We start from the raw sequence: 20,893 nt of genomic DNA, 5'->3' as shown, positions 1-20,893 counted from the left end.
TATAAGAAAATTTGTACTTATTTTTATAATAAGAAAACTGAATTTCACAATTTTAACACAAGCACTATGAAAAAAATTTACTCATTAATGATAATGGCTTTATCATTTACTACGTCGCAGGCACAAACTGCTTTTACGCAATGGACTTTTGAAAACACTACCAATCCATCTTCAGGTACTGGTACTTTAACATTAATCGGCGGTACAGCCGAGGCTTCAACTGCATACCCTACCGGACAAACAGGGTTAGCCTATAGTATCAGCAACTTCCCCGGCGATACCGCGGCTTCAGGAACTGCTGGATATCAATTCAACACAAGCACGACAGGATACAATAGCATCACCGTTTCATTTTATGTATCAGGCACTAATCAATCTTCAAGATGGCAGCAATATGAATATTCCATTGACGGAGGTACTTCATGGTCAATTTTAGGAAATAACAATGGAGATTTAACTACAACATTTGCACAAAAGTCATTTAATCTGCCTGCAGCTTGTGACAATGTTTCAAATTTGGCATTTAGAATAGTATCAATTTTTGCTCAACCTACAAATTCAGCTTATGAATCGATTCAGGGAGGCGGTTACAATGGGAATAACGGAAAATGGTTAATTGACGGTGTAACTTTCTCATACAACACATTAGGAAATCAACAAAACGAAATTGCCGGTTTAAAAATTTACCCTTCTCCTGCAAAGTCATATTTAAGTATTACTTCAGACAATTTTTCTGAAAAACAACTAACATTATACGATACTTTAGGAAAAATAGCTTTGACAACCAATGTTTCCAATCAAGCTGTTGATATTTCTTCTTTATCAAAAGGTGTTTACATTGCTAAAATTACTGAAGAAGGTAAAACAGCTACACGAAAAATAATTGTTGAATAATCAACACCTAAAAATACTACTATAAAAGCCCCGGCATTGCCGGGGCTTTTAACTGTAAGACAATCACCAAATTTAGTGATACGCATTTCACCTTATTCCTGTTTTGATTACATTATATCGAATATGTAATCATTGCATCGATAAAATTACCACAGCAACAGCCGGCATTCTATTTTTGGCTCATAATCAAACACAAACAATATAATTATGAGAACATTATTGATTGCTTTATTCTTCACTACAAGTCTATTTGCAAAAGTTTCATTTGATAATCAACCGGAAAAAAGAATTTCAGGACTTAATATTGTTACGTATGAAACAAAAAAATTAGGAAAACATATTTATGTTGTTTCTGATCATTACACTAAAAAGAAAGTACAATTTATAAATCAAAACGGTAAAGTTATCTATTCAACTAAAACAGTAGGTTCTCCTATAAAATTAGAAAAAATAGAATCAGGCATTTACTATGTAAAAGTTACTGAAAACAACAATATACAAATTATTGAATACAAAGTTGACTAGGTTTTTTTTGGGTTAGGTTGGTCCTGCTTTTGCAGGACTTTTTTTTTAATTACATTTGAAAAATGTTTTCTACTTCAGACATATTTCAAATCGGCTCTAAAAAAGAATTCGAAAAACTGACATTAAAGGTTTTTCGTTTTCAATACGACAACAATACCGTTTACAGAGATTTTTGCACCTTGCTCAAAAAGGATAAAAGCAATGTAAAAACCATTGAAGCAATACCTTTCCTTCCAATCCAGTTTTTCAAAAGTCATGATGTTTTAAGCTCGGAAGAAAAAATTCAGACGACTTTTACAAGCAGTGGCACTACCGGCATGAGCACCAGCAAGCACCATGTAACCAATTTAGAATTTTACGAAGAAAGTTACCGCTTAGCCTTCCGGCAGTTTTATGGCAATATAGAGGATTATGTCGTTTTGGCCCTTCTTCCCTCCTATTTGGAAAGAGATGGCTCGTCATTGATTTATATGGCAGATGATCTGATTCAGCTTTCTAACAATCCTGAAAGCGGATTTTATCTCAACAATTACGACGAATTGATTGAAAAATTAATCCGATTGGACAATGAAGGTCAAAACATAATTCTTATAGGTGTTACCTACGCTCTACTTGATTTAATCGAAAAACAATCCTTCACTCTCAAAAACACCATCATAATGGAAACCGGAGGCATGAAAGGCCGTCGGAAAGAGATAATCCGAGAAGAACTGCATGATATTTTATGCAAAGGATTTGGTGTATCTGAAATTCATTCGGAATATGGCATGACCGAATTACTATCCCAGGCGTATTCCCTTGGCGATGGGGTTTTTGAATGTCCGGCCTGGATGAAAATATTAATCCGTGACCCTGAAGATGCTTTAACCTATGTAAAAGAAGGTAAAACAGGCGGAATTAATGTAATCGACTTAGCAAACATTAACTCCTGCTCTTTTATAGCGACACAGGATTTAGGCAAGATTACAGGCAATAATTCATTTGAAGTTCTTGGAAGGTTTGACAATTCTGATATAAGAGGATGTAATTTAATGGTAATGTAATGAGAGTATTTTTTGTAGTTACATTTTGCTTCTTAGTTACATTTTGTTTTGGTCAGAATAAATTAGAATTCAAAATCAATTCAATAAACAGAATAGAAAATAAGTACAAAACTGAATATATCTACGAAATAAGCTATTCTGTAAAAAACATTTCTTCAAAAGAAATATCATTTTACCTCGATAAAAACAAAATTGAAAGTAATGCTACCGGATCTATGTCAAATGCTGTTATATACAGACTTTATCAAGATGAAAACACAATTAACGCCCCTGTTTTTAACAAACCAAAAGAACTTAGCCCAATTGAAAAAGAAAAGTATGATGCAGAAATGAAGAAAAAGATTGATTCTGTAATGCAGCTGGTCAATTCATATAAAACCCCGGCAGAATACCATTTAAATTACAAAAGAAAACTCCTGCAGTCTCAAAAAACAACTTTACAGCCAAACGAAGTCATCACTATGAAACACAATTTGACTTGGAATAAGCTACGGACAATTTCTTACTTTGACAATGAATATTATCTGGACGAGAAATCAAAATACTATTTAGATTTTTCCATTTATTTATTAAAAAAGCCTTTTGAAAAATATTTAACTAAAGAAGAAGAGAAAACTATTATTCAAAATCCCAATTTTCTCGAGGAGCATTACATTTCTGAAAAAATCGAAATATACCTGAATTAAAAAGGAAGCCTTAACGTTTTTCAAAAACCAAAACCCTCACAAAAGAGCAAGGGTTTATACAAATTCCATGTTATTCTTTTAGAATAGGCAAACAGTGTTTAACTTCTGGTAAACAAAAAGCTCTGTCCTCCTGCATTTAAAGTAAATTCATTTTTTGATTCATTGAACTGAATTTCAACACCTGCCTGTTCAGCTTTAAATTTATCTTTTGCAACAGACTCAAAAGACAATGCCGGCCCCTGTCCTTCTTCAGGCGTCCCCACAAGAACTCCGTCTTCATTAGTAAAACTGATCTTTACCGGAACCTGTTTGCTCGAAAACTTACCCAAATAAGCTGTTAAAGACGGTTCTTGTTCCATTTCCCCTTTACCGTTTTCCCAAACATTATTGGCTGGATTCACATCTGGAAAAGCATGATCAGGATCAATGGTAATTGAAGCAATTTCTTCGGCAGTATTCAGTTTGAATTTCCAGTCGGTATTACGCTGCCAGATTTCAACAGGAAGCTGTACACGGCTTGTTTGGCCAGACTTGGTTTTAACTTCCAAAACAACCGGCATTGCCATTTTTTCTAGATTAATCAAAGAAACCAAAGCACCATTTTTAGGGTCGTTTTTTACGTATTTAATTTTAGTCACACCCTGATCCAATCTCCAGTTATTGACAAACCAACCTCTCCAGAACCAATTTAAATCTTCTCCTGAAACATTTTCTATTGTTCTGAAAAAATCATCCGGAGCAGGATGTTTAAAAGCCCAACGCTCAACATAAACTCTAAAAGCTCTATCAAACCGATCAGGACCTAAAATTTGTTCACGCAGCATTCTTAACCCTAAAGAAGGCTTCGTATAGGCAAGGGTTCCTAAACTTTGCTCTTTCATTCCATCAGGGGTAGTCATAACAGGATCTAAATCTTTACCCGTAAGAAATTCAGCACCTCTTTGCATGTCTCTTTTTCGCATCTTATACTCCCCGTTGTTGAAATCAATTGAGCTCAAACCATTGATAAACGTATTAAAACCTTCATCCATCCAGGCAAAAACACGCTCATTAGAACCCACAATCATAGGAAACCATGTATGTCCGAATTCATGATCAGTCACTTCCCATAACGAGTCACCGCCAGCTTTCCAATCACAAAAAACAATCCCCGGATACTCCATTCCGCCGGGAATACCAGCTACATTCACAGCAGCGGTATAAGGATATTCAAACCAGCGTTTAGAATAATTCTCTATTGAATATTTAGTATATTCGGTTGCTCTTCCCCAAGCTTCCTGTCCTGCACTTTCAACAGGATAAGCAGAAATCGCCAGTGATTTTTTACCGCTTGGCAAATTAATTTTAGAAGCATCAATTACAAAAGCAGCTGATGAAGCCCAAGAAACATCACGTGAATTTTTCATTTTAAAACGCCAAGTCAATGTTGATTTACCGGCAGGTCTTGAATTGGCTTTCAAAACTTCTTCGGCAGAACGAATCGTAATTGTTTTATCACTCAGGGAGGCTGTTTTCCATCTTTGCTGCTGTTCTGCAGTATAAACTTCACCAGGATTAACCAATTCGCCCGAGCAAACAACAATATGGTTTGAAGGCGCAGTAATACTTACATCAAAATCACCATATTCCAAATAAAACTCACCGGCTCCCAAATAAGGTAATGAATTCCAGCCTTTAATATCATCATAGACACACATTCTTGGATACCATTGTGCCACTGAAAAAATTTTTCCGTTCTTGGTTTCCAAAACCCCCATTCTGTCTGAACCATAATCAGGTGAAATAAATGAGAAATCAATTTTAAGCGTTACTTTTCCACCTTTAGCTTTCAATTCTTCCGGAAGAAAAATCTGCATTCTTGTATCAATAATTTCAAACTTAACATCCTTTTCAATAGATTTTCCGTTGAGACTTGAAACTATTTTTACCGATTTTATTTTATGTCCGCCATCAAAAACCTGCCCCTTATCTCCATTACGGCTTCCTGATACCGGAGTGATTAATTCGCCCCTTGAGTCATTTTTAAATAAATTCTGGTCAACATTCATCCATAAAAAAGAAATCTTATCCGGACTATTGTTTGTGTATGTCAGAATTTCTGTACCTGTTATCTCTTTTTTCTGTTCATTTAAAACTGCTGTCAATTTATAATCAGCTCTGTTTTGCCAATATTCAGCACCAGGCTGACCGCTTACCGATCTTGTTCCTGTTCCATTTTTAGTATAAAACCCGGGACCAAAAGCGTCATGATAATTGTAATTTGAAGCAGGATTTGCAGGCTGTGATTGAGCCTGCATTTTTGTGGTTCCCAATGACAAAGTCAAAAGGGAAACCATAGTAATGATTTGTTTGTTCATGATTTGATTGATGTTTTAGTTTTTTAATTGATGATAAAATTTAGTATTATTCTTCTAACTTTTTTGTCATATTGAATCCAATAAACAAAGAAACTCCTGCCATAGTAAATATAGTTGCCGGGTAAATACCATCCTCATTTAAAGAAGTGTATGTGGTTAATAAAAGTGCAATAAAAGTTCCCACTCCAATACCCATTAACAATAAAGCAAGGTTTAATAAAATTACTTTGTAAAAAGGGGATTTGGATTTAGCCCCCGACATAAAAATACTGGCGTCTACCCCTTTTTCTATTAGAGCCAAACGTTCTCTGTTACGTGTTGACAGATAAAGATAAAAAATACCGAAAACGGCTAAGAAAAAACTAATCGGAATAAAAATGTCTCCTAACATGATTGATTGATTTAAAAAATTAATAATTAATGATTGTTCATAAGCTATGACGACAAGAGTTACATTTTGGTTACACAAAAAAGAAAAATATTTTTTTTAATAATCTTGTAACCATATTGTATCTTTTATCGTCTTATGTATATATGACGCATTTAGAAGATCAGCATTATATCAATTTAGTCCTAAATGGCAATACGAACAGTTTTGCCGCTTTAGTAGACCGTTATAAGGATATGGTATATACGCTTTCGGTCAAAATGCTCAACAATAAAGAGGAGGCTGAAGAAATTTCCCAGGATACATTCATTAAAATTTATAATGCACTGAATAAGTTCAAAGGAGAATCCAAATTTTCGACCTGGGTATATAAAGTGACTTACAACACCTGTCTGGATGCCTTAAAGAAAAAAAAGAAGGCAAACAATGTGTCTTATATAGAAGATTTCAGTGAACATCAAACAAAAGCACTGGAAGGGATTTTAGACAGCATAGATGAAAAAGAAAGAAATCAGGCCATACAGGAATGTTTGGAAGAACTGCCCGGCGAAGATGCTTTTTTACTGACACTATATTATTTTGATGACCAATCTGTTGAAGAAATTGCTAAAGTAATGAACAACAGTGAAGCAAACATCAAAGTAAAACTTTTCAGGGCCAGAAAAAAACTGGCTTCCATTTTAAAAAAAAGATTAGAACCCGAAATGTTGGATTATTATGAATATGAAAGAAGATAAACATATCGAAAATTTGATTGACCAAATGATGAAAAATCAGACTTTGGAAACTCCTTCGTTTGATTTCACCTCAAAAGTCATGAATAAAGTAGCTGTAAGCCAAAAAAACAAAGCTTTCGAATACAAACCACTGATTTCAAAACAAACCGCGCTTTTAATTTTAGTATTGGCAGTTCTGATAGTTACTGCCCTTTTACTTTCTGACAAATCACAATCAAGCCGATTTGCAGTACCGCTTGACTTTAGTACTTTGTTAAAATTCAACACGCCTAAAATATTTTCTTTTTCAAAAATAAGCACTTTAAGCATTAGCATTACATCATTTATGCTTTTAGCGCAACTATCTTTTTTGAAAAAGCATTTTAATCACAACTCATAAAAAACAAAAACCCTTGCAAATACAAGGGTTTTTAATTTTATGAGATTCCTCCTTCGTCGGAATGACAAAATGAAGATTAATATCTGTAGTATTCAGGCTTGAACGGACCTTGAACCTCAACACCAATATAGGCAGCCTGCTCAGCATTTAATGTTTCTAATTCAACACCTAATTTAGCCAAGTGTAAAGCTGCTACTTTTTCATCTAAATGTTTCGGTAACATATACACTTCATTTTTATAGTTTGCAGAATTATTCCACAACTCTAACTGAGCTAATGTTTGGTTCGTGAATGAATTTGACATTACAAATGACGGATGACCTGTAGCACAACCTAAGTTCACTAAACGTCCTTCAGCCAAAATTAGAATATCATTTCCGTTTACATTGTACTTATCCACCTGTGGTTTAATTTCGATTTTTGAAGCACCATGGTTTTTGTTTAACCAAGCCATGTCGATTTCGTTATCGAAGTGACCAATGTTACAAACGATAGTTTTGTCTTTCATTGCTTCGAAATGTCTTCCAACAACGATATCCTTGTTACCTGTAGTAGTGATTACGATATCAGCGTTACCAACAACAGTATCCAGTTTTTTAACTTCAAAACCGTCCATAGCTGCCTGTAAAGCACAAATTGGATCGATTTCAGTTACTGTAACAATAGAACCAGCACCACGGAAAGAAGCTGCAGTACCTTTACCTACATCACCGTATCCGCAAACCACAACTCTTTTACCTGCCAACATAACGTCAGTCGCACGACGGATAGCATCTACTGCAGATTCTTTACATCCGTATTTGTTATCGAATTTCGATTTAGTAACAGAATCATTTACGTTGATAGCCGGCATGAACAATGTACCGTTTTTCATTCTTTCATACAAACGGTGAACACCAGTTGTAGTCTCTTCAGATAAACCTTTGATACCAGGAATTAATTCCGGGTAACGGTCAAAAACCATATTCGTTAAATCTCCACCGTCATCCAAGATCATGTTCAATGGTTTTCTGTCTTCACCAAAGAATAACGTTTGCTCGATACACCAGTCAAAAGATTCTTCATCAAGACCTTTCCAAGCATACACCTGAATTCCAGCAGCAGCAATTGCAGCGGCAGCCTGATCCTGAGTAGAAAAAATATTACAAGAAGACCAAGTAACCTCAGCTCCTAAAGCAATTAATGTTTCAATTAAAACTGCAGTTTGAATTGTCATGTGTAAACATCCTGCAATACGCGCTCCTTTTAACGGCTGACTTGCACCATATTCAGCACGAAGCGCCATTAAACCTGGCATTTCAGCTTCTGCCAATTCAATTTCTTTTCTTCCCCAAGCCGCAAGATTAATATCTTTAACCTTATACGCTACAAATGGAATTGTTGTTGTACTCATCTATTTTAGTATATTTGTTTAACAAAATTTGGACTGCAAAATTACAGATTAGTTTTCGATTTCCCAATTAATAATCGATATTTAATATTTGTTTAATAAATATAACCTGTTAATTTTCAGTGCATTTATTTTTTTCTGGTAATGCCTTTATTCAAAACAATTTTTATCAATAACGATACAACAGTTTTTCTTTGGAAAATAACTGAAGATTACAACGAACTGTTCCGTCAGGTTTTACTAAAAGATTCTTCTCTTGCGCGGCTTGAAGGCATGAAATCAGAAAGTCATCAAAAAGCTTTTTTAAGCGTTCGAATGTTACTTCAGTATTGCGGCTACACCGATTTTGATTTGATTTATGACGAATTTGGCAAACCACATTTAAAAGATACTTTTCAACATCCCGATACTTCAGAACAGGATGAAAAACATATCTCCATTTCTCATTCATTCGATTTTGCAGCAATAGCTTTAAGCAATCAAAATATTGGTATTGACATCGAACAGGTTAAAGAAAAAGTACTTCGCATTGCTCCCCGTTTTATGGAAATGTGGCATTTGGAAAATCTGTCAGAAGCTGATCAAATGAAAAAAGCCACCGTGATTTGGGGAACCAAGGAGGCTATTTTTAAAGTTAAAAATGAGGTTGGCATCAGTTTTCCGGATCATATCTTCGAAAAACCTTTTACACTATCGGATAAAAAATGTAAAGCCGAATTGCATTTTAATTCCTGTATAGAAAATTTCGATATTTTCTTTGAAGAAGCAAACAATTATATGTTGGTTTGTGCTTTTCAGTCATAGAGACAACAAAGAAAATTATCTTAGTAAAAATTATAGAATTATCGTATTCATAATTATAGTCAATATACTTACTACTGCACTGATAATTATCAGATTAAAAACTAATTTATGCTTTTGCTGCGACAGGATTGCTCCATTAACACAACTGCAGATCAACACCACTAAAGTCAGTTGAAACATTTGCAAAAACGAAACACCATTTTCTAAAATATACATGGCTGCGGCACCTCCCAAACAACTTTGCCCAATAATTGCCAGGGTAACAAAACCTAAATATCCTTCTTCAAAGTTTTGAAATGTTTTTTGATATAATGTCATGATTCTTATTATTTTATACTACAAATTTACATCAGATAATCAGATAGTTGCATGATAAAAATCATTTTTAAAAAACTATTTTCGCTATATAATTCATAAATTCAAATGCATATTCTTTAAAAGAATTACTTTTACATTGCATTAAGAAGAGCACATGTTTTATCAGCAAATCGTATCGGCTAAAAAAGAAAAGAAAAAGCAACTGGCGATATTAATCGATCCGGACAAAGTTGATTTAGCTGCAATAAAATCATTATCAGAAAAAATAAAACAATCACCCGCCACACACATTTTTGTTGGTGGCAGCATTGTAGAGAAAGATATAATGGATGAACTGATAATGGGACTGAAAAAGCATATTCAACTTCCTGTATTGATTTTTCCCGGACATCCTTCCCAAATTTCACATAAAGCAGACGGACTTTTATTTTTAAGCTTACTTTCCGGCAGAAATCCGGAGTATTTAATTGAACATCATATCAATTCAATAGAAATGCTGCAAAACTCCAGTCTTGAAATTATTCCAACCGGTTATATTTTGATTGACGGCGGAAAAGAAACCGCAGTACAAAGGGTAAGCCAGACCCAACCGATAGAAAGCAACAATATTGACTTAGCTTTTAAAACTGCAAAAGCCGGCGAGTATTTAGGTAAAAAGTTAATCTATCTCGAGGCAGGAAGCGGTGCCGAAAAAACGGTACCAACTGAAATGATTCAAAAAATATCCGAAAACTTAAATATTCCTCTAATTGTTGGCGGCGGTATCCGTTCAAAACAGGGAATTGAGGAAGCTTTCAAAGCCGGGGCTGACTTGGTAGTCATTGGCACTGCTTTTGAGAACGATCCAAATTTTTTTAATTAAAATGATTGAACAGATTTTTTCACAATATCAAAATGTTCCAGACTGGCAAATCTGGCTGGAATCCATCGCATTTATTTTTGGCATTTTAAGTGTCTGGTATGCAAAAAAAGAAAGCTATCTTGTTTTTCCAACCGGGATTATAGCAACAATTATTACGGTATATGTAATGTTCAAAGCACAATATCTTGCCGATATGAGTATTAATATTTATTATACCGTTATGAGTATTTTTGGATGGTATAAATGGACAAAATTTACCGATACAAAAGAAGATGATTTACAAATTACAAGAACCAGCACAAGGGAAAAATTTATTGGTTTCGGAATGTTTGTATTTACCGGAATAGTATGTTTCTTTATTTACAACCTTTTTGGTGTGGAAATACATCCCAGCAATTGGCTGGATATTTTCACAACATCCGTTTTCTTTACCGCGATGTGGTACATGGCCCTGAAAAAAATTGAAAACTGGACGCTTTGGATAATTGGTGATTTTCTAATTGTTCCTATCCTTTGGTCAAGAGAACTTTATATATTTGCTCTCCAATATGTTGTTTTCACAATATTAGCCATATTAGCCTATTTAGAATGGAAGAAAATCTTAGACAAAAACCAACCAGCATCCTTAAAATAACCACTTACGGGCCGGAAAGTACAGGAAAAACCACTTTAGCACGTGATCTGGCCAATTATTTCAATACCGTTTGGATTGTTGAGTTTGCACGTGATTTTCTTCAGGAAATACTAGAGAAAGAAGGGCGTATTTGTGAAGAAAAAGATTTGCTTCCCATTGCTATTGGACAAACAGCCATAGAAAATGAAGCATTAAACGAAGCCAATAAATATTTGTTTTGTGACACTAATGCTTTAGTCACCAAGGTGTATTCTGATATTTATTACAATCACTGTACTTTTGAACTTGAAGAAGCTGCAAGATCACACCATTATGATTTATATTTTCTAACAGATAAAGACGTTCCCTGGGAGGATGACGGTTTACGTGACAGTAAGGAATACAGAGATTCTTCCTTCGAAGTTTTCAAACAAAACTTAATTGATTACAACAAACCTTTCATTCAAATCAGCGGCAGCAAACAGCAACGTCTGGAAAAAGCAGCCAGGATTGTAATCAATTTGGAAAAAGCCTTAAAAGCAGGATTGACCAGTCTGGAATTTGTTGAGCTTTACAATCAAAACAAGGATATTGACGCTGTTATCCATCAGATTAATTCGGTAAAAAAAGGAATTGAAAAGATTCATATAGAAGAGCATGCCTCAATCGACAATGGTATTCTTAAATACTCAACAGCAGAATTTGAAACTTATATATCAAAATTTGAAGACAAATTAAACAAACTGACTCTTGAAAAATTCGTTCCTGCATCAGGGGCAGCCACCAGAATGTTTAAGTTTTTATCTGATTTTCTAACAGATTTTGACCTGGAAAACGAAACCATTAACGCCTACATTAACCGCTCTAAAAACCGTTCGTTGGAAACTTTCATTATTGCAATGGATAAATTCCCATTCTTCAACGATGTAGACCGTTATTTGAAATTAAAATTTGATAATTTCAAAAAGTTTTCTAGGGATAAAAAAAACTATTGGTTTATAAAAACCATATTGGAAGACAGCAACTTCGATTATTTAAACAAGCCAAAGGCAGTTCTACCGTTTCATGCCTACAAAGACGAAATTGCAACGCCTATTACAGAGCATTTTAAAGAAGCCGAAACCTACATTGCAAACAAAAAAGAAGCATCTATACATTTTACAATTTCGGAAGAACATTTACCGCTTTTCGAAAATGAAATTGGCTTAATAAATAAAAAGCAAAACGTACAAATCAACTATTCCTATTCGTTTCAGGATTCCATAACTGATTCTGTTGCAATAGGTAAAAAAGAAACGCTTCTTAAAAATAATGCCGGTCAGATTATTTTCAGACCCGGTGGTCACGGTGCGCTGCTTTACAACTTAAATAACAGAAACGCTGACATTATCTTTATAAAAAACATTGACAATGTAAGCCACAACAATATAGAAACCATTTCTTTTTATAAAAAAGCCTTAGCCGGCAACTTATTGAGCATTCAGGAAAAGGTTTTCGGATATTTGAATATTCTGGATAACCAAACCATTGGTATCGAAAAAATTGAAGAAATCAAAAAATTCATCATAACAGAACTTAACATTAAAATTAATTCTGATTTTGATGAATTTAAAGAACAAAGCCAGATAAAAATTTTACAGCAGTTTTTAGATCGCCCTATCCGGGTTTGCGGTATGGTGAAAAACGAAAATGAACCTGGCGGCGGACCATTTTGGGTAAAAGACAGTAAGGGCAACGTGACTTTACAAATAGTTGAATCAGCTCAGATTGATTTAAACAATCCAAACCAAAAAAGTATTTTTAACACGTCTACTCATTTCAACCCTGTTGACTTAGTCTGCGGTATAAAAAACTATAAAGGAGAAAAATTCAACCTGCTTGAATTCACCAACCCCGAAGCAGGATTTATTGTTGAGAAAAGCAGAAACGGAGCTTCTTACAAAGCCTATGAGTTACCCGGTTTATGGAACGGAAGCATGGCTAACTGGATTACACTTTTTGTTGAAGTTCCGCTGGAAACATTTAATCCGGTAAAAACGGTCAATGATTTATTAAAACCAGCACATCAGCCTAATTAATTGTGGAAAAAGAAATCATTTTAAACGAACTGCAGTTTAAAGCCGTGCGCAGCAGCGGTCCCGGAGGGCAAAACGTAAATAAAGTTTCCAGCAAAGTGATTTTATCTTTTTCTATTGAAAATTCCTCAGGATTAAACGAAGAAGAAAAAGAGCGGATTAAAAAGAAACTCTCAAGCAAACTCACTAATGAATTTACATTAATTTTAAACTCTGACGAAGACCGAAGCCAACTCAAAAACAAGGAAATAGCAACAAAACGTTTTTTTGAAATTTTAGAAAAAGCCTTAGTAAAACCTAAAGTCAGAAAGGCCACCAAAACACCCAAAAGCGCGATTGAAAAACGTCTTAAACAGAAAAAATCAACTTCCGAAACAAAAAACTCAAGAAGAAAACCTGAGTTTTAACTTTTCTTGAAAGCATTTAAAGCTTCCCTAGTAAAATCTGACAATACTAATTTACCGGAAATACCTGCGCGTTCGTATAACAGTTGTCCCCAATTCTCAGTTCCTTCCCACAGCACTTTTTTCATTTCATACAACGCTTCCGGGTTATAACCTGCCAACTGCGCAGTAAATTTATCTAAAGCAGTATCCATTTCCGCATCATTGGCAAATAATTGCGCATACAGCTTATGTTCAAACGCCCACTGTGCACTTTTCCATTCTGTAGGCAACAGAGACATTTCTGCTGTAGCTGATTTACCCATTTTTCTTGAAACTGCCGGCTCAATCACAAAGGGTCCTATACCAATAGCAATTTCAGATAATTTTATTGAAGCCGTTTCAGTTGCAAAAGCATAATCACAGGCTGAAGCCAATCCTACGCCTCCACCAACTGCTTTCCCATGAATTCTGCCTACAATTATCTTTTTACAGGTTCTCATAGCATTAATAACGTTGGCAAACCCGCTGAAAAATTGCTTACCGGTTTCCAGATCACTAACTGCTAATAATTCATCAAAAGAAGCTCCAGCACAAAAAGCACCTGTACCTTCGCTTTGCAATACAACAATAGTTACCTCATCATTATCACTCAACGAATTGATTTCTTCAGTCAAGGCTTTTAACTGATTACTTGGAAAAGAATTACTCGCCGGATGGCTGAAGGTAATTACAGCAATTTTATTATTTATTACAGTCTGGATGCTTCCGTTTGCATTCATAGCAGTTTAGTTGTTAGTTTCAAAATAAAAAATCCCGATACAATCGGGATTCATATAGTAAAATTAAATTATTTTCCTTTGTTTACTTCAGCAACATACTTCTCAAGAGCCATTGTCATTGAAGGTGCTTCAGGCGTTGGCGCCATAATATCCACACGCAGGCCGTGTTCCAAAGCTTCTTTTTGTGTAGTACTGCCAAAAACAGCTATACGTGTATTATTCTGTTTGAAATCAGGGAAGTTTTTAAACAACGACTGAATTCCTGTTGGACTGAAAAATGCCAGAACATCATAATACACATCTTTCAAATCAGACAAGTCACTCATAACCGTTCGATAAAAAGTACCTGGAGTCCAGTCTAATTTAAGATTGTTTAATGTTTGAGGCACATCGGCATTTAATTTGTCTGATGCAGGAAGCAAAAACTTCTCGTCTTTGTATTTTTTGAATAACGTAGCCATATCAGCAAAATCTTTTTGCCCTACATAAATCTTACGTTTTCTATAGACTACATATTTCTGCAGGTAGTAAGCAATTGCTTCTGACTGACAAAAATAACGTAAATCTTCCGGAACTTTGTAGCGCATCTCTTCAGCTACTCTAAAGAAATGATCAACCGAGTTTTTACTCGTTAGAATAATCGCGGTGAAGTTGTTCAAATCAATTTTTTGAGCTCGAACCTCTTTAGCCGGTACTCCTTCAACGTGGATAAAAGGCCTAAAGTCAACTTTAATCTTGTGCTTATTTTGCAAATCAAAATAAGGCGAGTTATCAACTTTTGGTTCAGGTTGCGAAACTAAAATCGTTTTCACTTTCATAGTCAAAAATGTTCTGTGGTATTTTATTTACATATTACCTGTTTGAAATGTAGTAGTACATAAAAAAATACGGTGCAATTTCAAGAGCGCAAATATATAAAATAAAATAAAACAACTTATTGAAAAGTAAATTTTGATAATTTCGCAATGACAACAGGTAAGTAACTGAGTTTATTATCAAAATTATACCTAAAACAGTAAAAATAATATTATCATTTACAAAATTTGTGTAATACAGTACCAAATTCACAGGAAGCAAAAACAATCCAATATAGGTTCTATAGCTTACTTTAAACAAATTAAACTGCTCAACAAAGCTTTCTGCATTAAAAGAAGTCGCTATAATTTTTTCTATCAGGTATTTTGACAAAACGAAGAAACTCAAAAAAGTTATAATCTGTATAAAAGAAACCCAATTCGTTTTTGTCGTATAACCCCAACTTGCCAAAACCAGCTGCAGGAAAAATGCAAAAGAAATAAGCTGTACAAAAAAAAGCAGGATTGTGAACCAGCTCATTAAATTACTGGGATCTTTATAAATCTTTAAATATTTATTATTGAATAACAGGTTTACAAAGTCATTGAACCTGTTTTCAAATCCGGCTTTTGCTATAGTTACAACTCCTATGGTAACAATAAACAATATTGTTATCCAGTTTTTGTTTTCCACTATCCGCGGTATGAGCTCGTAGTTGTTCATTGCGCAAAATTACAAATTTTTCATTCTGATTGTTTAATTATAAATAATTTAAGAAACACATAACTTAAAAAGTTTATTTTTGCACCAGAATTTTAAAAAAATATGCAGGATTCCCTAGTAATTATCCCAACGTATAACGAAATCGAAAACATCGAAGCTATCATTCGGGCAGTAATGTCATTACCTAAAAAATTTGATGTTCTTATCGTTGACGACAATTCACCCGATGGAACTGCCGGTAAAGTCATTGAACTTCAGAAAGAATTTTCCGAAGCACTTCACCTTGAAAAACGCCAAGGCAAAGCCGGTTTGGGAACAGCTTATGTTCATGGATTCAAATGGGCCATTCAGCATCATTATGAATATATCTTTGAAATGGATGCCGACTTTTCACACAACCCCAACGATCTGGAAAAACTGTACAATGCCTGTAAAGCAGAAGGAGCAGCAATGGCGATTGGCTCCAGGTATATCACAGGTGTAAATGTGGTTAACTGGCCTCTTAACAGAGTATTGCTTTCTTATTTTGCCTCAGTATATGTCCGCATGATTACCGGAATGCAAATTCAGGATGCAACCGCAGGTTTTATCTGCTATCAAAGGCAGGTTCTGGAAAAAATCAATCTTGACAAACTAAAATTTACAGGTTATGCGTTTCAGATAGAAATGAAATACAGAACCTTTGTAAATCATTTCAAAATTATTGAAGTCCCTATTATTTTTACTGACAGAACTAAAGGGGAGTCAAAAATGAGCGGCGCCATCATCAAAGAAGCTATCTTAGGTGTGGTCATGCTCCGAATCAGAAAAATGTTCAACTTATTATAAACACAGCTATGCAACCCATTTTAATTAAAAACGCCCAAATTGTTAACGAAGGAAAAATCATTAAAGGTGATGTTTTAATTGAAAATGAATTTATAGTTGAAGTTGCCGAAAATATTTCAGCGGAAGAAAACTTTCAAATCATAGATGCCCAGGAAAACTATTTAATTCCCGGAGCTATTGATGATCAGGTGCATTTCCGCGAACCGGGGCTAACCCACAAAGGCAATATCGAATCAGAATCAAGAGCTGCTGTTGCTGGTGGTGTCACTACCTTTATGGAACAACCCAACACAGTTCCTAACACGGTAACACAGGAATTACTGGAACAAAAATACACTATTGCCTCACAAACATCATTTGCAAATTATTCGTTTATGATGGGTGCAACCAATGACAATTTAGAAGAAGTTTTAAAAACCAACCCTAAAAATGTTGCAGCAATAAAAATTTTCCTTGGTTCATCAACAGGAAACATGCTGGTTGACCGCGAAGAAGTGTTGGAGAAAATCTTCTCCAATACAAAAATGCTGATCTGCGTTCATTGTGAGGATGAGGCAACCATCAAAAACAATCTGGCTGCTTACAAAGAAAAATATGGTGACGACATCCCTATGAACTGCCATCATTTAATCCGAAGCGACGAAGCATGTTATATTTCTTCTTCAAAAGCAATTGAATTAGCTAAAAAAACAGGTGCCAGACTGCACATTTTCCATCTTTCCACCGCCAAAGAAATGTCTTTGTTTCAAAATGACATCCCTTTAGAGGAAAAGAAAATCACCGCAGAAGTTTGTGTTCACCATCTATGGTTTACAGATAAAGATTACGACCAAAAAGGAACATTAATCAAATGGAATCCTGCTGTAAAAACCCAAAAAGACAAAGATGCGCTTTGGAAAGCTCTTTTAGACGACCGTATAGATGTAATTGCTACCGACCATGCTCCTCATACTATTGAAGAAAAACAAAACCCATACACATCGGCTCCTTCCGGAGGACCATTAGTACAGCATTCTGTTGTGGCTATGTTTGAAGCAAACAAACAAGGGAAAATTTCCGTAGAGAAAATAGTGGAAAAAATGGCGCACAATCCTGCCAAATTATTCCAGATCGACCGCCGCGGATTTATCAAAAAAGGATTCTATGCTGATTTAGCCATTGTAAATCCAAATTCTTCCTGGACTGTTGCAAAAGAAAACATTTTATACAAATGCGGCTGGTCTCCGTTTGAAGACTATACCTTCAATTCAAAAATTACCCATACTTTTGTCAACGGTGCTTTGGTTTATGAAAATGAACAGGTAAAAGACATCCGTAACGGCAAACGTTTAGAATTTAACAGATAATAAAATGAAAAAAATAATTGGCTTCTTTTTGATTTTTACACTTTTCTCTTGTTCTGACAAAGCAATTGAAAAGCCGGACAATTTGATTGATGAAGCTAAAATGGAGAATATTCTGTACGATCTTGCTTTACTGCAAGCCATTAAAGGAAACGATGCCAAACTGCTTCCTAAAAACAATATCGATCCTAAGAAATACATCTATCAGAAGTACAAAATTGACAGTCTGCAATTTGTAAACAGCAACAAATACTATTCAGCTGATATTGAGAACTACAAAAGCCTTTATGAAAGAGTTCTGGAAAGAGTAAAAAACAACAGGCTTAAAGCAGAAAAAATATTAAAAAAAGAATCTGACGCCAAACTGAAAAAAATAAAAGATTCAGTTTCAAAAGCCCGAAAAAACAGTAAAACACTAACTACGGGATAATTTTTCTATATATTTTGAAATTGGTTCAAACTCATAGGAAACTGCATTCCTGACTTTCGATACATCAAAATATTTGGTAGTGTGCAATGTCCGGGCAATGTCCTTAGACAAAATACGATTCTTGCCAAAAAGCCCCAAAAACCAATCTATACGCCAGGCTATGGAAGTCATCCATTTTTTTGCCTCATATTCAGGCTTTCTGACACCTGTTTTTTCAGCTATTAAATCAGCCATCTCACGATAGGCTTTGGTTTCTGCCACCAGAATAAATCTTTCTCCTGTAATTTCAGAATCCATTAACAGCAACATTACAGCAACAACATCAATTACCGACACGAAACCTGTACCGCCATTAGTATAGAAAGGCACTTCTGCTTTCACTTTTTCATAAATATCACCGCTGCCTTCCCTCCAGAACAATGGTCCAAGAATCACTCCAGGATTAACAATAACAACAGCCAGTCCTTCCTGATAGCCCCGCCAAACTTCCATTTCGGCACCATACTTTGAAATTCCATAGTCACTATGCAAAGCTTCAGGATTCCATTCAGTCTCTTCAGTCACCATAGTCTCGAAGTCTTTTAAATCACCCAGTGCCGCTATAGAACTCACATAGCAGAGCTTTTTTATGTTGTAGGCAATGCAAAGATTAACTACATTGGCTGTTCCTTCAATATTAATCTTTCTGAGATTTTCCTCTTCACTTGGATCAAAAGAAACCAAAGCGGCACAATGATAAACAAACTCAATGTTTTGAAACGCGGTTTCCAATTCAGGAACATCAGTTATATCTGCTTTAAACCAATTTATCTTAGCGAACAAATCTGCTTTTTGATAATACTCAAAAACTCGTTGAACACGGTCTTTATTATTTTCAGACCTATAAATTGCCTTTACCGCCTTACCCCGCTCAAGTAAACGCAAAACCAAATGTGAACCCACAAGTCCTGTTGCTCCTGTTACTAAAATCATGTTTCAAATATATTGAATGATTAATGATTAAAAAATTTAAAGATTCAAAAAAACAAACTTTGCAACTTACTTACCATTTTGTTATTGTAATTGATTATTGACATTGTCATTGAATTCTTATCTTTGCAAAAATTTTAATAAAAATGAAAAATTTAATTGCTGAATTACAATGGCGTGGACTGGTACACGATATGATGCCGGGAACTGAAGAACAATTGTTAAAAGAAAGCACTGCAACATATATAGGATTCGACCCAACTTCCGACTCTTTACATATAGGAAGCTTAGTTCCTATCATTTTATTGGTTCACTTAAAGAATTTTGGACACAAGCCATTTGCCCTTGTTGGAGGAGCAACCGGAATGATAGGTGATCCATCTGGAAAATCTGACGAAAGAAATTTATTGGACGAAGCTACTTTAACTAAAAACGTTGAAGGAATTAAAACGGTTTTATCTAAATTTTTAGATTTTAATTCTACAGAAGCAAACGCACCGGTTTTAGTTAACAACTACGACTGGATGAAAAATTTCACTTTCATCGATTTTGCCCGTAATGTAGGAAAGCGACTAACTGTAAACTACATGATGGCTAAGGATTCTGTTAAAAAACGTTTATCCGGAGAAGCCGGAGACGGAATGTCATTCACAGAGTTTACCTACCAATTAATTCAAGGATACGACTTTTACCATTTGAACAAAGAATACAACTGCAAACTGCAGATGGGGGGAAGTGACCAGTGGGGCAACATTACCACTGGAACCGAATTAATCCGCCGCATGAATGTAGATACTGACAGTGAAGGCGCAAAAGCATACGCTTTAACCTGTCCGTTAATTACAAAAGCGGATGGTTCTAAATTTGGAAAATCAGAAGGCGGCAATGTATGGTTGACTGCTGATAAAACTTCTGTATATAAATTTTATCAATTTTGGTTAAACAGTACTGATGCTGATGCTGAAAAATACATCAAAATCTTTACTTTCTTAGATGAAGAAACTATCAATACATTAATTGAAGAACACCATCAAGCTCCGCACTTAAGAGTTTTACAACGTAAATTAGCAGAAGAGGTAACTACTTTTGTTCATAGTGCAGAAGCATTGGAGAAAGCTATTTCGGCTTCTAATATTTTATTTGGAAACTCAACTTCTGACGATTTAAAAGGATTGGATGGGGAAACATTCCTTGAAATTTTTGAAGGTGTACCGCAGGCTGAAATTTCTTTAAGCGAAATTGAAGAAGGAATCAACATCGTGGATGTCTTAAACTCTAAAACAGGTTTCTTAAAATCAAACGGAGAAGCGAGAAGAGCCTTGTCAGAAAATTCAATATCAGTAAACAAAGAAAAAATTACAGAAGAATATCAAATTTCCAGTAAAGATTTAATCAATAATCAATTTATACTTTTACAACGAGGCAAAAAAAATTATTTTGTCGTAAAAATCAAATAAATCGATAAACAACTGAAAATGAACCACTTCAAAAGAAGTGGTTTTTTTGTTAAAAAACTCTTAAAACCCTCGTTTTTATTGATAAAATCGCATTTTAGCATCCCCTAAACAG

23 protein-coding genes are annotated in these 20,893 nt (G+C 34.9%); 15 read left to right on the top strand and 8 right to left on the bottom strand.

Features of this window, described 5'->3' with window-relative positions:
* The first annotated feature begins 66 nt into the window (after positions 1 to 66).
* The 4 genes from EZM65_RS04620 (at position 67) to EZM65_RS04605 (ending at position 3,148) form a co-directional block, all read left to right on the top strand.
* Positions 67 to 894, top strand: a complete 828-nt coding sequence (locus EZM65_RS04620) for a T9SS type A sorting domain-containing protein (RefSeq protein WP_136667377.1) — start codon at positions 67 to 69, stop codon at positions 892 to 894.
* A 207-nt stretch (positions 895 to 1,101) separates the two neighbouring features.
* Positions 1,102 to 1,419, top strand: a complete 318-nt coding sequence (locus EZM65_RS04615) for a hypothetical protein (protein ID WP_136667376.1) — start codon at positions 1,102 to 1,104, stop codon at positions 1,417 to 1,419.
* A gap of 62 nt (positions 1,420 to 1,481) precedes the next feature.
* Positions 1,482 to 2,462, top strand: coding sequence for an acyl transferase (locus tag EZM65_RS04610; RefSeq protein ID WP_136667375.1), 981 nt, complete (start codon positions 1,482 to 1,484; stop codon positions 2,460 to 2,462).
* On the top strand, positions 2,462 to 3,148 hold the full coding sequence (locus EZM65_RS04605) for a hypothetical protein (protein WP_136667374.1): 687 nt from the start codon (positions 2,462 to 2,464) through the stop codon (positions 3,146 to 3,148). Before EZM65_RS04610 ends, EZM65_RS04605 begins: the two co-directional genes overlap by 1 nt.
* 98 nt (positions 3,149 to 3,246) lie before the next feature.
* Here the strand turns inward: EZM65_RS04605 and EZM65_RS04600 are convergent, their stop codons facing one another.
* A complete protein-coding gene (locus EZM65_RS04600) occupies positions 3,247 to 5,505 on the bottom strand; it encodes a M1 family metallopeptidase (protein ID WP_136667373.1) in 2,259 nt (752 codons plus the stop codon).
* 46 nt (positions 5,506 to 5,551) lie between these two features.
* Entirely contained in the window at positions 5,552 to 5,896 is a 345-nt protein-coding gene (locus EZM65_RS04595; protein WP_136667372.1) for a DUF6249 domain-containing protein, read from the bottom strand.
* Positions 5,897 to 6,039: 143 nt separating this feature from the next.
* Here EZM65_RS04595 and EZM65_RS04590 point away from each other — a divergent pair, with 143 nt between their 5' ends.
* Together EZM65_RS04590 and EZM65_RS04585 are read left to right on the top strand one after the other, a co-directional pair.
* Positions 6,040 to 6,630, top strand: coding sequence for an RNA polymerase sigma factor (locus EZM65_RS04590; RefSeq protein ID WP_136667371.1), 591 nt, complete (start codon positions 6,040 to 6,042; stop codon positions 6,628 to 6,630).
* Entirely contained in the window at positions 6,611 to 7,009 is a 399-nt protein-coding gene (locus EZM65_RS04585) for a hypothetical protein (protein WP_169051634.1), read from the top strand. The genes EZM65_RS04590 and EZM65_RS04585 overlap by 20 nt, the downstream gene beginning before the upstream one ends.
* Positions 7,010 to 7,085: 76 nt before the next feature.
* Here the strand turns inward: EZM65_RS04585 and ahcY are convergent, their stop codons facing one another.
* On the bottom strand, positions 7,086 to 8,402 hold the full coding sequence (gene ahcY, locus EZM65_RS04580; protein ID WP_136667369.1) for an adenosylhomocysteinase: 1,317 nt from the start codon (positions 8,400 to 8,402) through the stop codon (positions 7,086 to 7,088).
* A gap of 141 nt (positions 8,403 to 8,543) precedes the next feature.
* Between ahcY and EZM65_RS04575 the strand changes: the two genes are divergently transcribed.
* The gene (locus tag EZM65_RS04575; protein WP_136667368.1) at positions 8,544 to 9,203 is read left to right on the top strand and encodes a 4'-phosphopantetheinyl transferase superfamily protein; all 660 of its coding nucleotides are present in this window, start codon (positions 8,544 to 8,546) and stop codon (positions 9,201 to 9,203) included.
* A gap of 30 nt (positions 9,204 to 9,233) precedes the next feature.
* Here the strand turns inward: EZM65_RS04575 and EZM65_RS04570 are convergent, their stop codons facing one another.
* A complete protein-coding gene (locus tag EZM65_RS04570; RefSeq protein WP_136667367.1) occupies positions 9,234 to 9,521 on the bottom strand; it encodes a hypothetical protein in 288 nt (95 codons plus the stop codon).
* Between the two features lie 154 nt (positions 9,522 to 9,675).
* Between EZM65_RS04570 and EZM65_RS04565 the strand changes: the two genes are divergently transcribed.
* The 4 genes from EZM65_RS04565 to arfB are packed head-to-tail and all read left to right on the top strand — an operon-like array spanning position 9,676 to position 13,478.
* Complete coding sequence (locus EZM65_RS04565) at positions 9,676 to 10,383, top strand: geranylgeranylglyceryl/heptaprenylglyceryl phosphate synthase (RefSeq protein WP_136667366.1); 708 nt, start codon at positions 9,676 to 9,678, stop codon at positions 10,381 to 10,383.
* Position 10,384: 1 nt separating this feature from the next.
* Positions 10,385 to 11,017, top strand: a complete 633-nt coding sequence (pnuC, locus tag EZM65_RS04560) for a nicotinamide riboside transporter PnuC (protein ID WP_136667365.1) — start codon at positions 10,385 to 10,387, stop codon at positions 11,015 to 11,017.
* On the top strand, positions 10,972 to 13,074 hold the full coding sequence (locus tag EZM65_RS04555) for a DUF4301 family protein (protein ID WP_136667364.1): 2,103 nt from the start codon (positions 10,972 to 10,974) through the stop codon (positions 13,072 to 13,074). Before pnuC ends, EZM65_RS04555 begins: the two co-directional genes overlap by 46 nt.
* A gap of 2 nt (positions 13,075 to 13,076) precedes the next feature.
* Positions 13,077 to 13,478, top strand: a complete 402-nt coding sequence (arfB, locus tag EZM65_RS04550; protein ID WP_136667363.1) for an alternative ribosome rescue aminoacyl-tRNA hydrolase ArfB — start codon at positions 13,077 to 13,079, stop codon at positions 13,476 to 13,478.
* Here arfB and EZM65_RS04545 read toward each other — a convergent pair.
* The 3 genes from EZM65_RS04545 to EZM65_RS04535 all read right to left on the bottom strand — a co-directional run bounded on the left by EZM65_RS04545 (position 13,475) and on the right by EZM65_RS04535 (position 15,754).
* Positions 13,475 to 14,236 (bottom strand): enoyl-CoA hydratase/isomerase family protein, encoded by a 762-nt coding sequence (locus tag EZM65_RS04545; protein ID WP_136667362.1) that lies wholly within the window; start codon positions 14,234 to 14,236, stop codon positions 13,475 to 13,477. The genes arfB and EZM65_RS04545 overlap by 4 nt on opposite strands.
* Positions 14,237 to 14,304: 68 nt before the next feature.
* The gene (locus EZM65_RS04540) at positions 14,305 to 15,054 is read right to left on the bottom strand and encodes a uroporphyrinogen-III synthase (protein WP_136667361.1); all 750 of its coding nucleotides are present in this window, start codon (positions 15,052 to 15,054) and stop codon (positions 14,305 to 14,307) included.
* A gap of 34 nt (positions 15,055 to 15,088) precedes the next feature.
* Complete coding sequence (locus EZM65_RS04535; protein WP_136667360.1) at positions 15,089 to 15,754, bottom strand: DUF4271 domain-containing protein; 666 nt, start codon at positions 15,752 to 15,754, stop codon at positions 15,089 to 15,091.
* Positions 15,755 to 15,856: 102 nt separating this feature from the next.
* Here EZM65_RS04535 and EZM65_RS04530 point away from each other — a divergent pair, with 102 nt between their 5' ends.
* Genes EZM65_RS04530 through EZM65_RS04520 form a run of 3 tightly spaced genes read left to right on the top strand, consistent with a single transcriptional unit; the run spans position 15,857 to position 18,355 of the window.
* The gene (locus tag EZM65_RS04530) at positions 15,857 to 16,582 is read left to right on the top strand and encodes a polyprenol monophosphomannose synthase (protein WP_136667359.1); all 726 of its coding nucleotides are present in this window, start codon (positions 15,857 to 15,859) and stop codon (positions 16,580 to 16,582) included.
* 8 nt (positions 16,583 to 16,590) lie between these two features.
* Positions 16,591 to 17,928, top strand: a complete 1,338-nt coding sequence (locus EZM65_RS04525; RefSeq protein WP_136667358.1) for a dihydroorotase — start codon at positions 16,591 to 16,593, stop codon at positions 17,926 to 17,928.
* 4 nt (positions 17,929 to 17,932) lie between these two features.
* The gene (locus tag EZM65_RS04520) at positions 17,933 to 18,355 is read left to right on the top strand and encodes a DUF4296 domain-containing protein (protein ID WP_136667357.1); all 423 of its coding nucleotides are present in this window, start codon (positions 17,933 to 17,935) and stop codon (positions 18,353 to 18,355) included.
* Here EZM65_RS04520 and EZM65_RS04515 read toward each other — a convergent pair.
* Entirely contained in the window at positions 18,341 to 19,327 is a 987-nt protein-coding gene (locus EZM65_RS04515; protein ID WP_136667356.1) for an NAD-dependent epimerase/dehydratase family protein, read from the bottom strand. The genes EZM65_RS04520 and EZM65_RS04515 overlap by 15 nt on opposite strands.
* Positions 19,328 to 19,470: 143 nt before the next feature.
* On the opposite strand from EZM65_RS04515, the gene tyrS reads away from it, so the two are divergent.
* Positions 19,471 to 20,781 (top strand): tyrosine--tRNA ligase, encoded by a 1,311-nt coding sequence (gene tyrS / locus EZM65_RS04510; protein WP_136667355.1) that lies wholly within the window; start codon positions 19,471 to 19,473, stop codon positions 20,779 to 20,781.
* Positions 20,782 to 20,893 lie beyond the last annotated feature (112 nt).

This window comes from Flavobacterium sp. H122 (assembly GCF_004959765.1).
In the GTDB taxonomy this organism is placed as follows: Bacteria; Bacteroidota; Bacteroidia; order Flavobacteriales; family Flavobacteriaceae; genus Flavobacterium.
The sequence above is the reverse complement of the archived record's forward strand: the minus strand, read 5'-3'. Positions and strand labels throughout refer to the sequence as shown.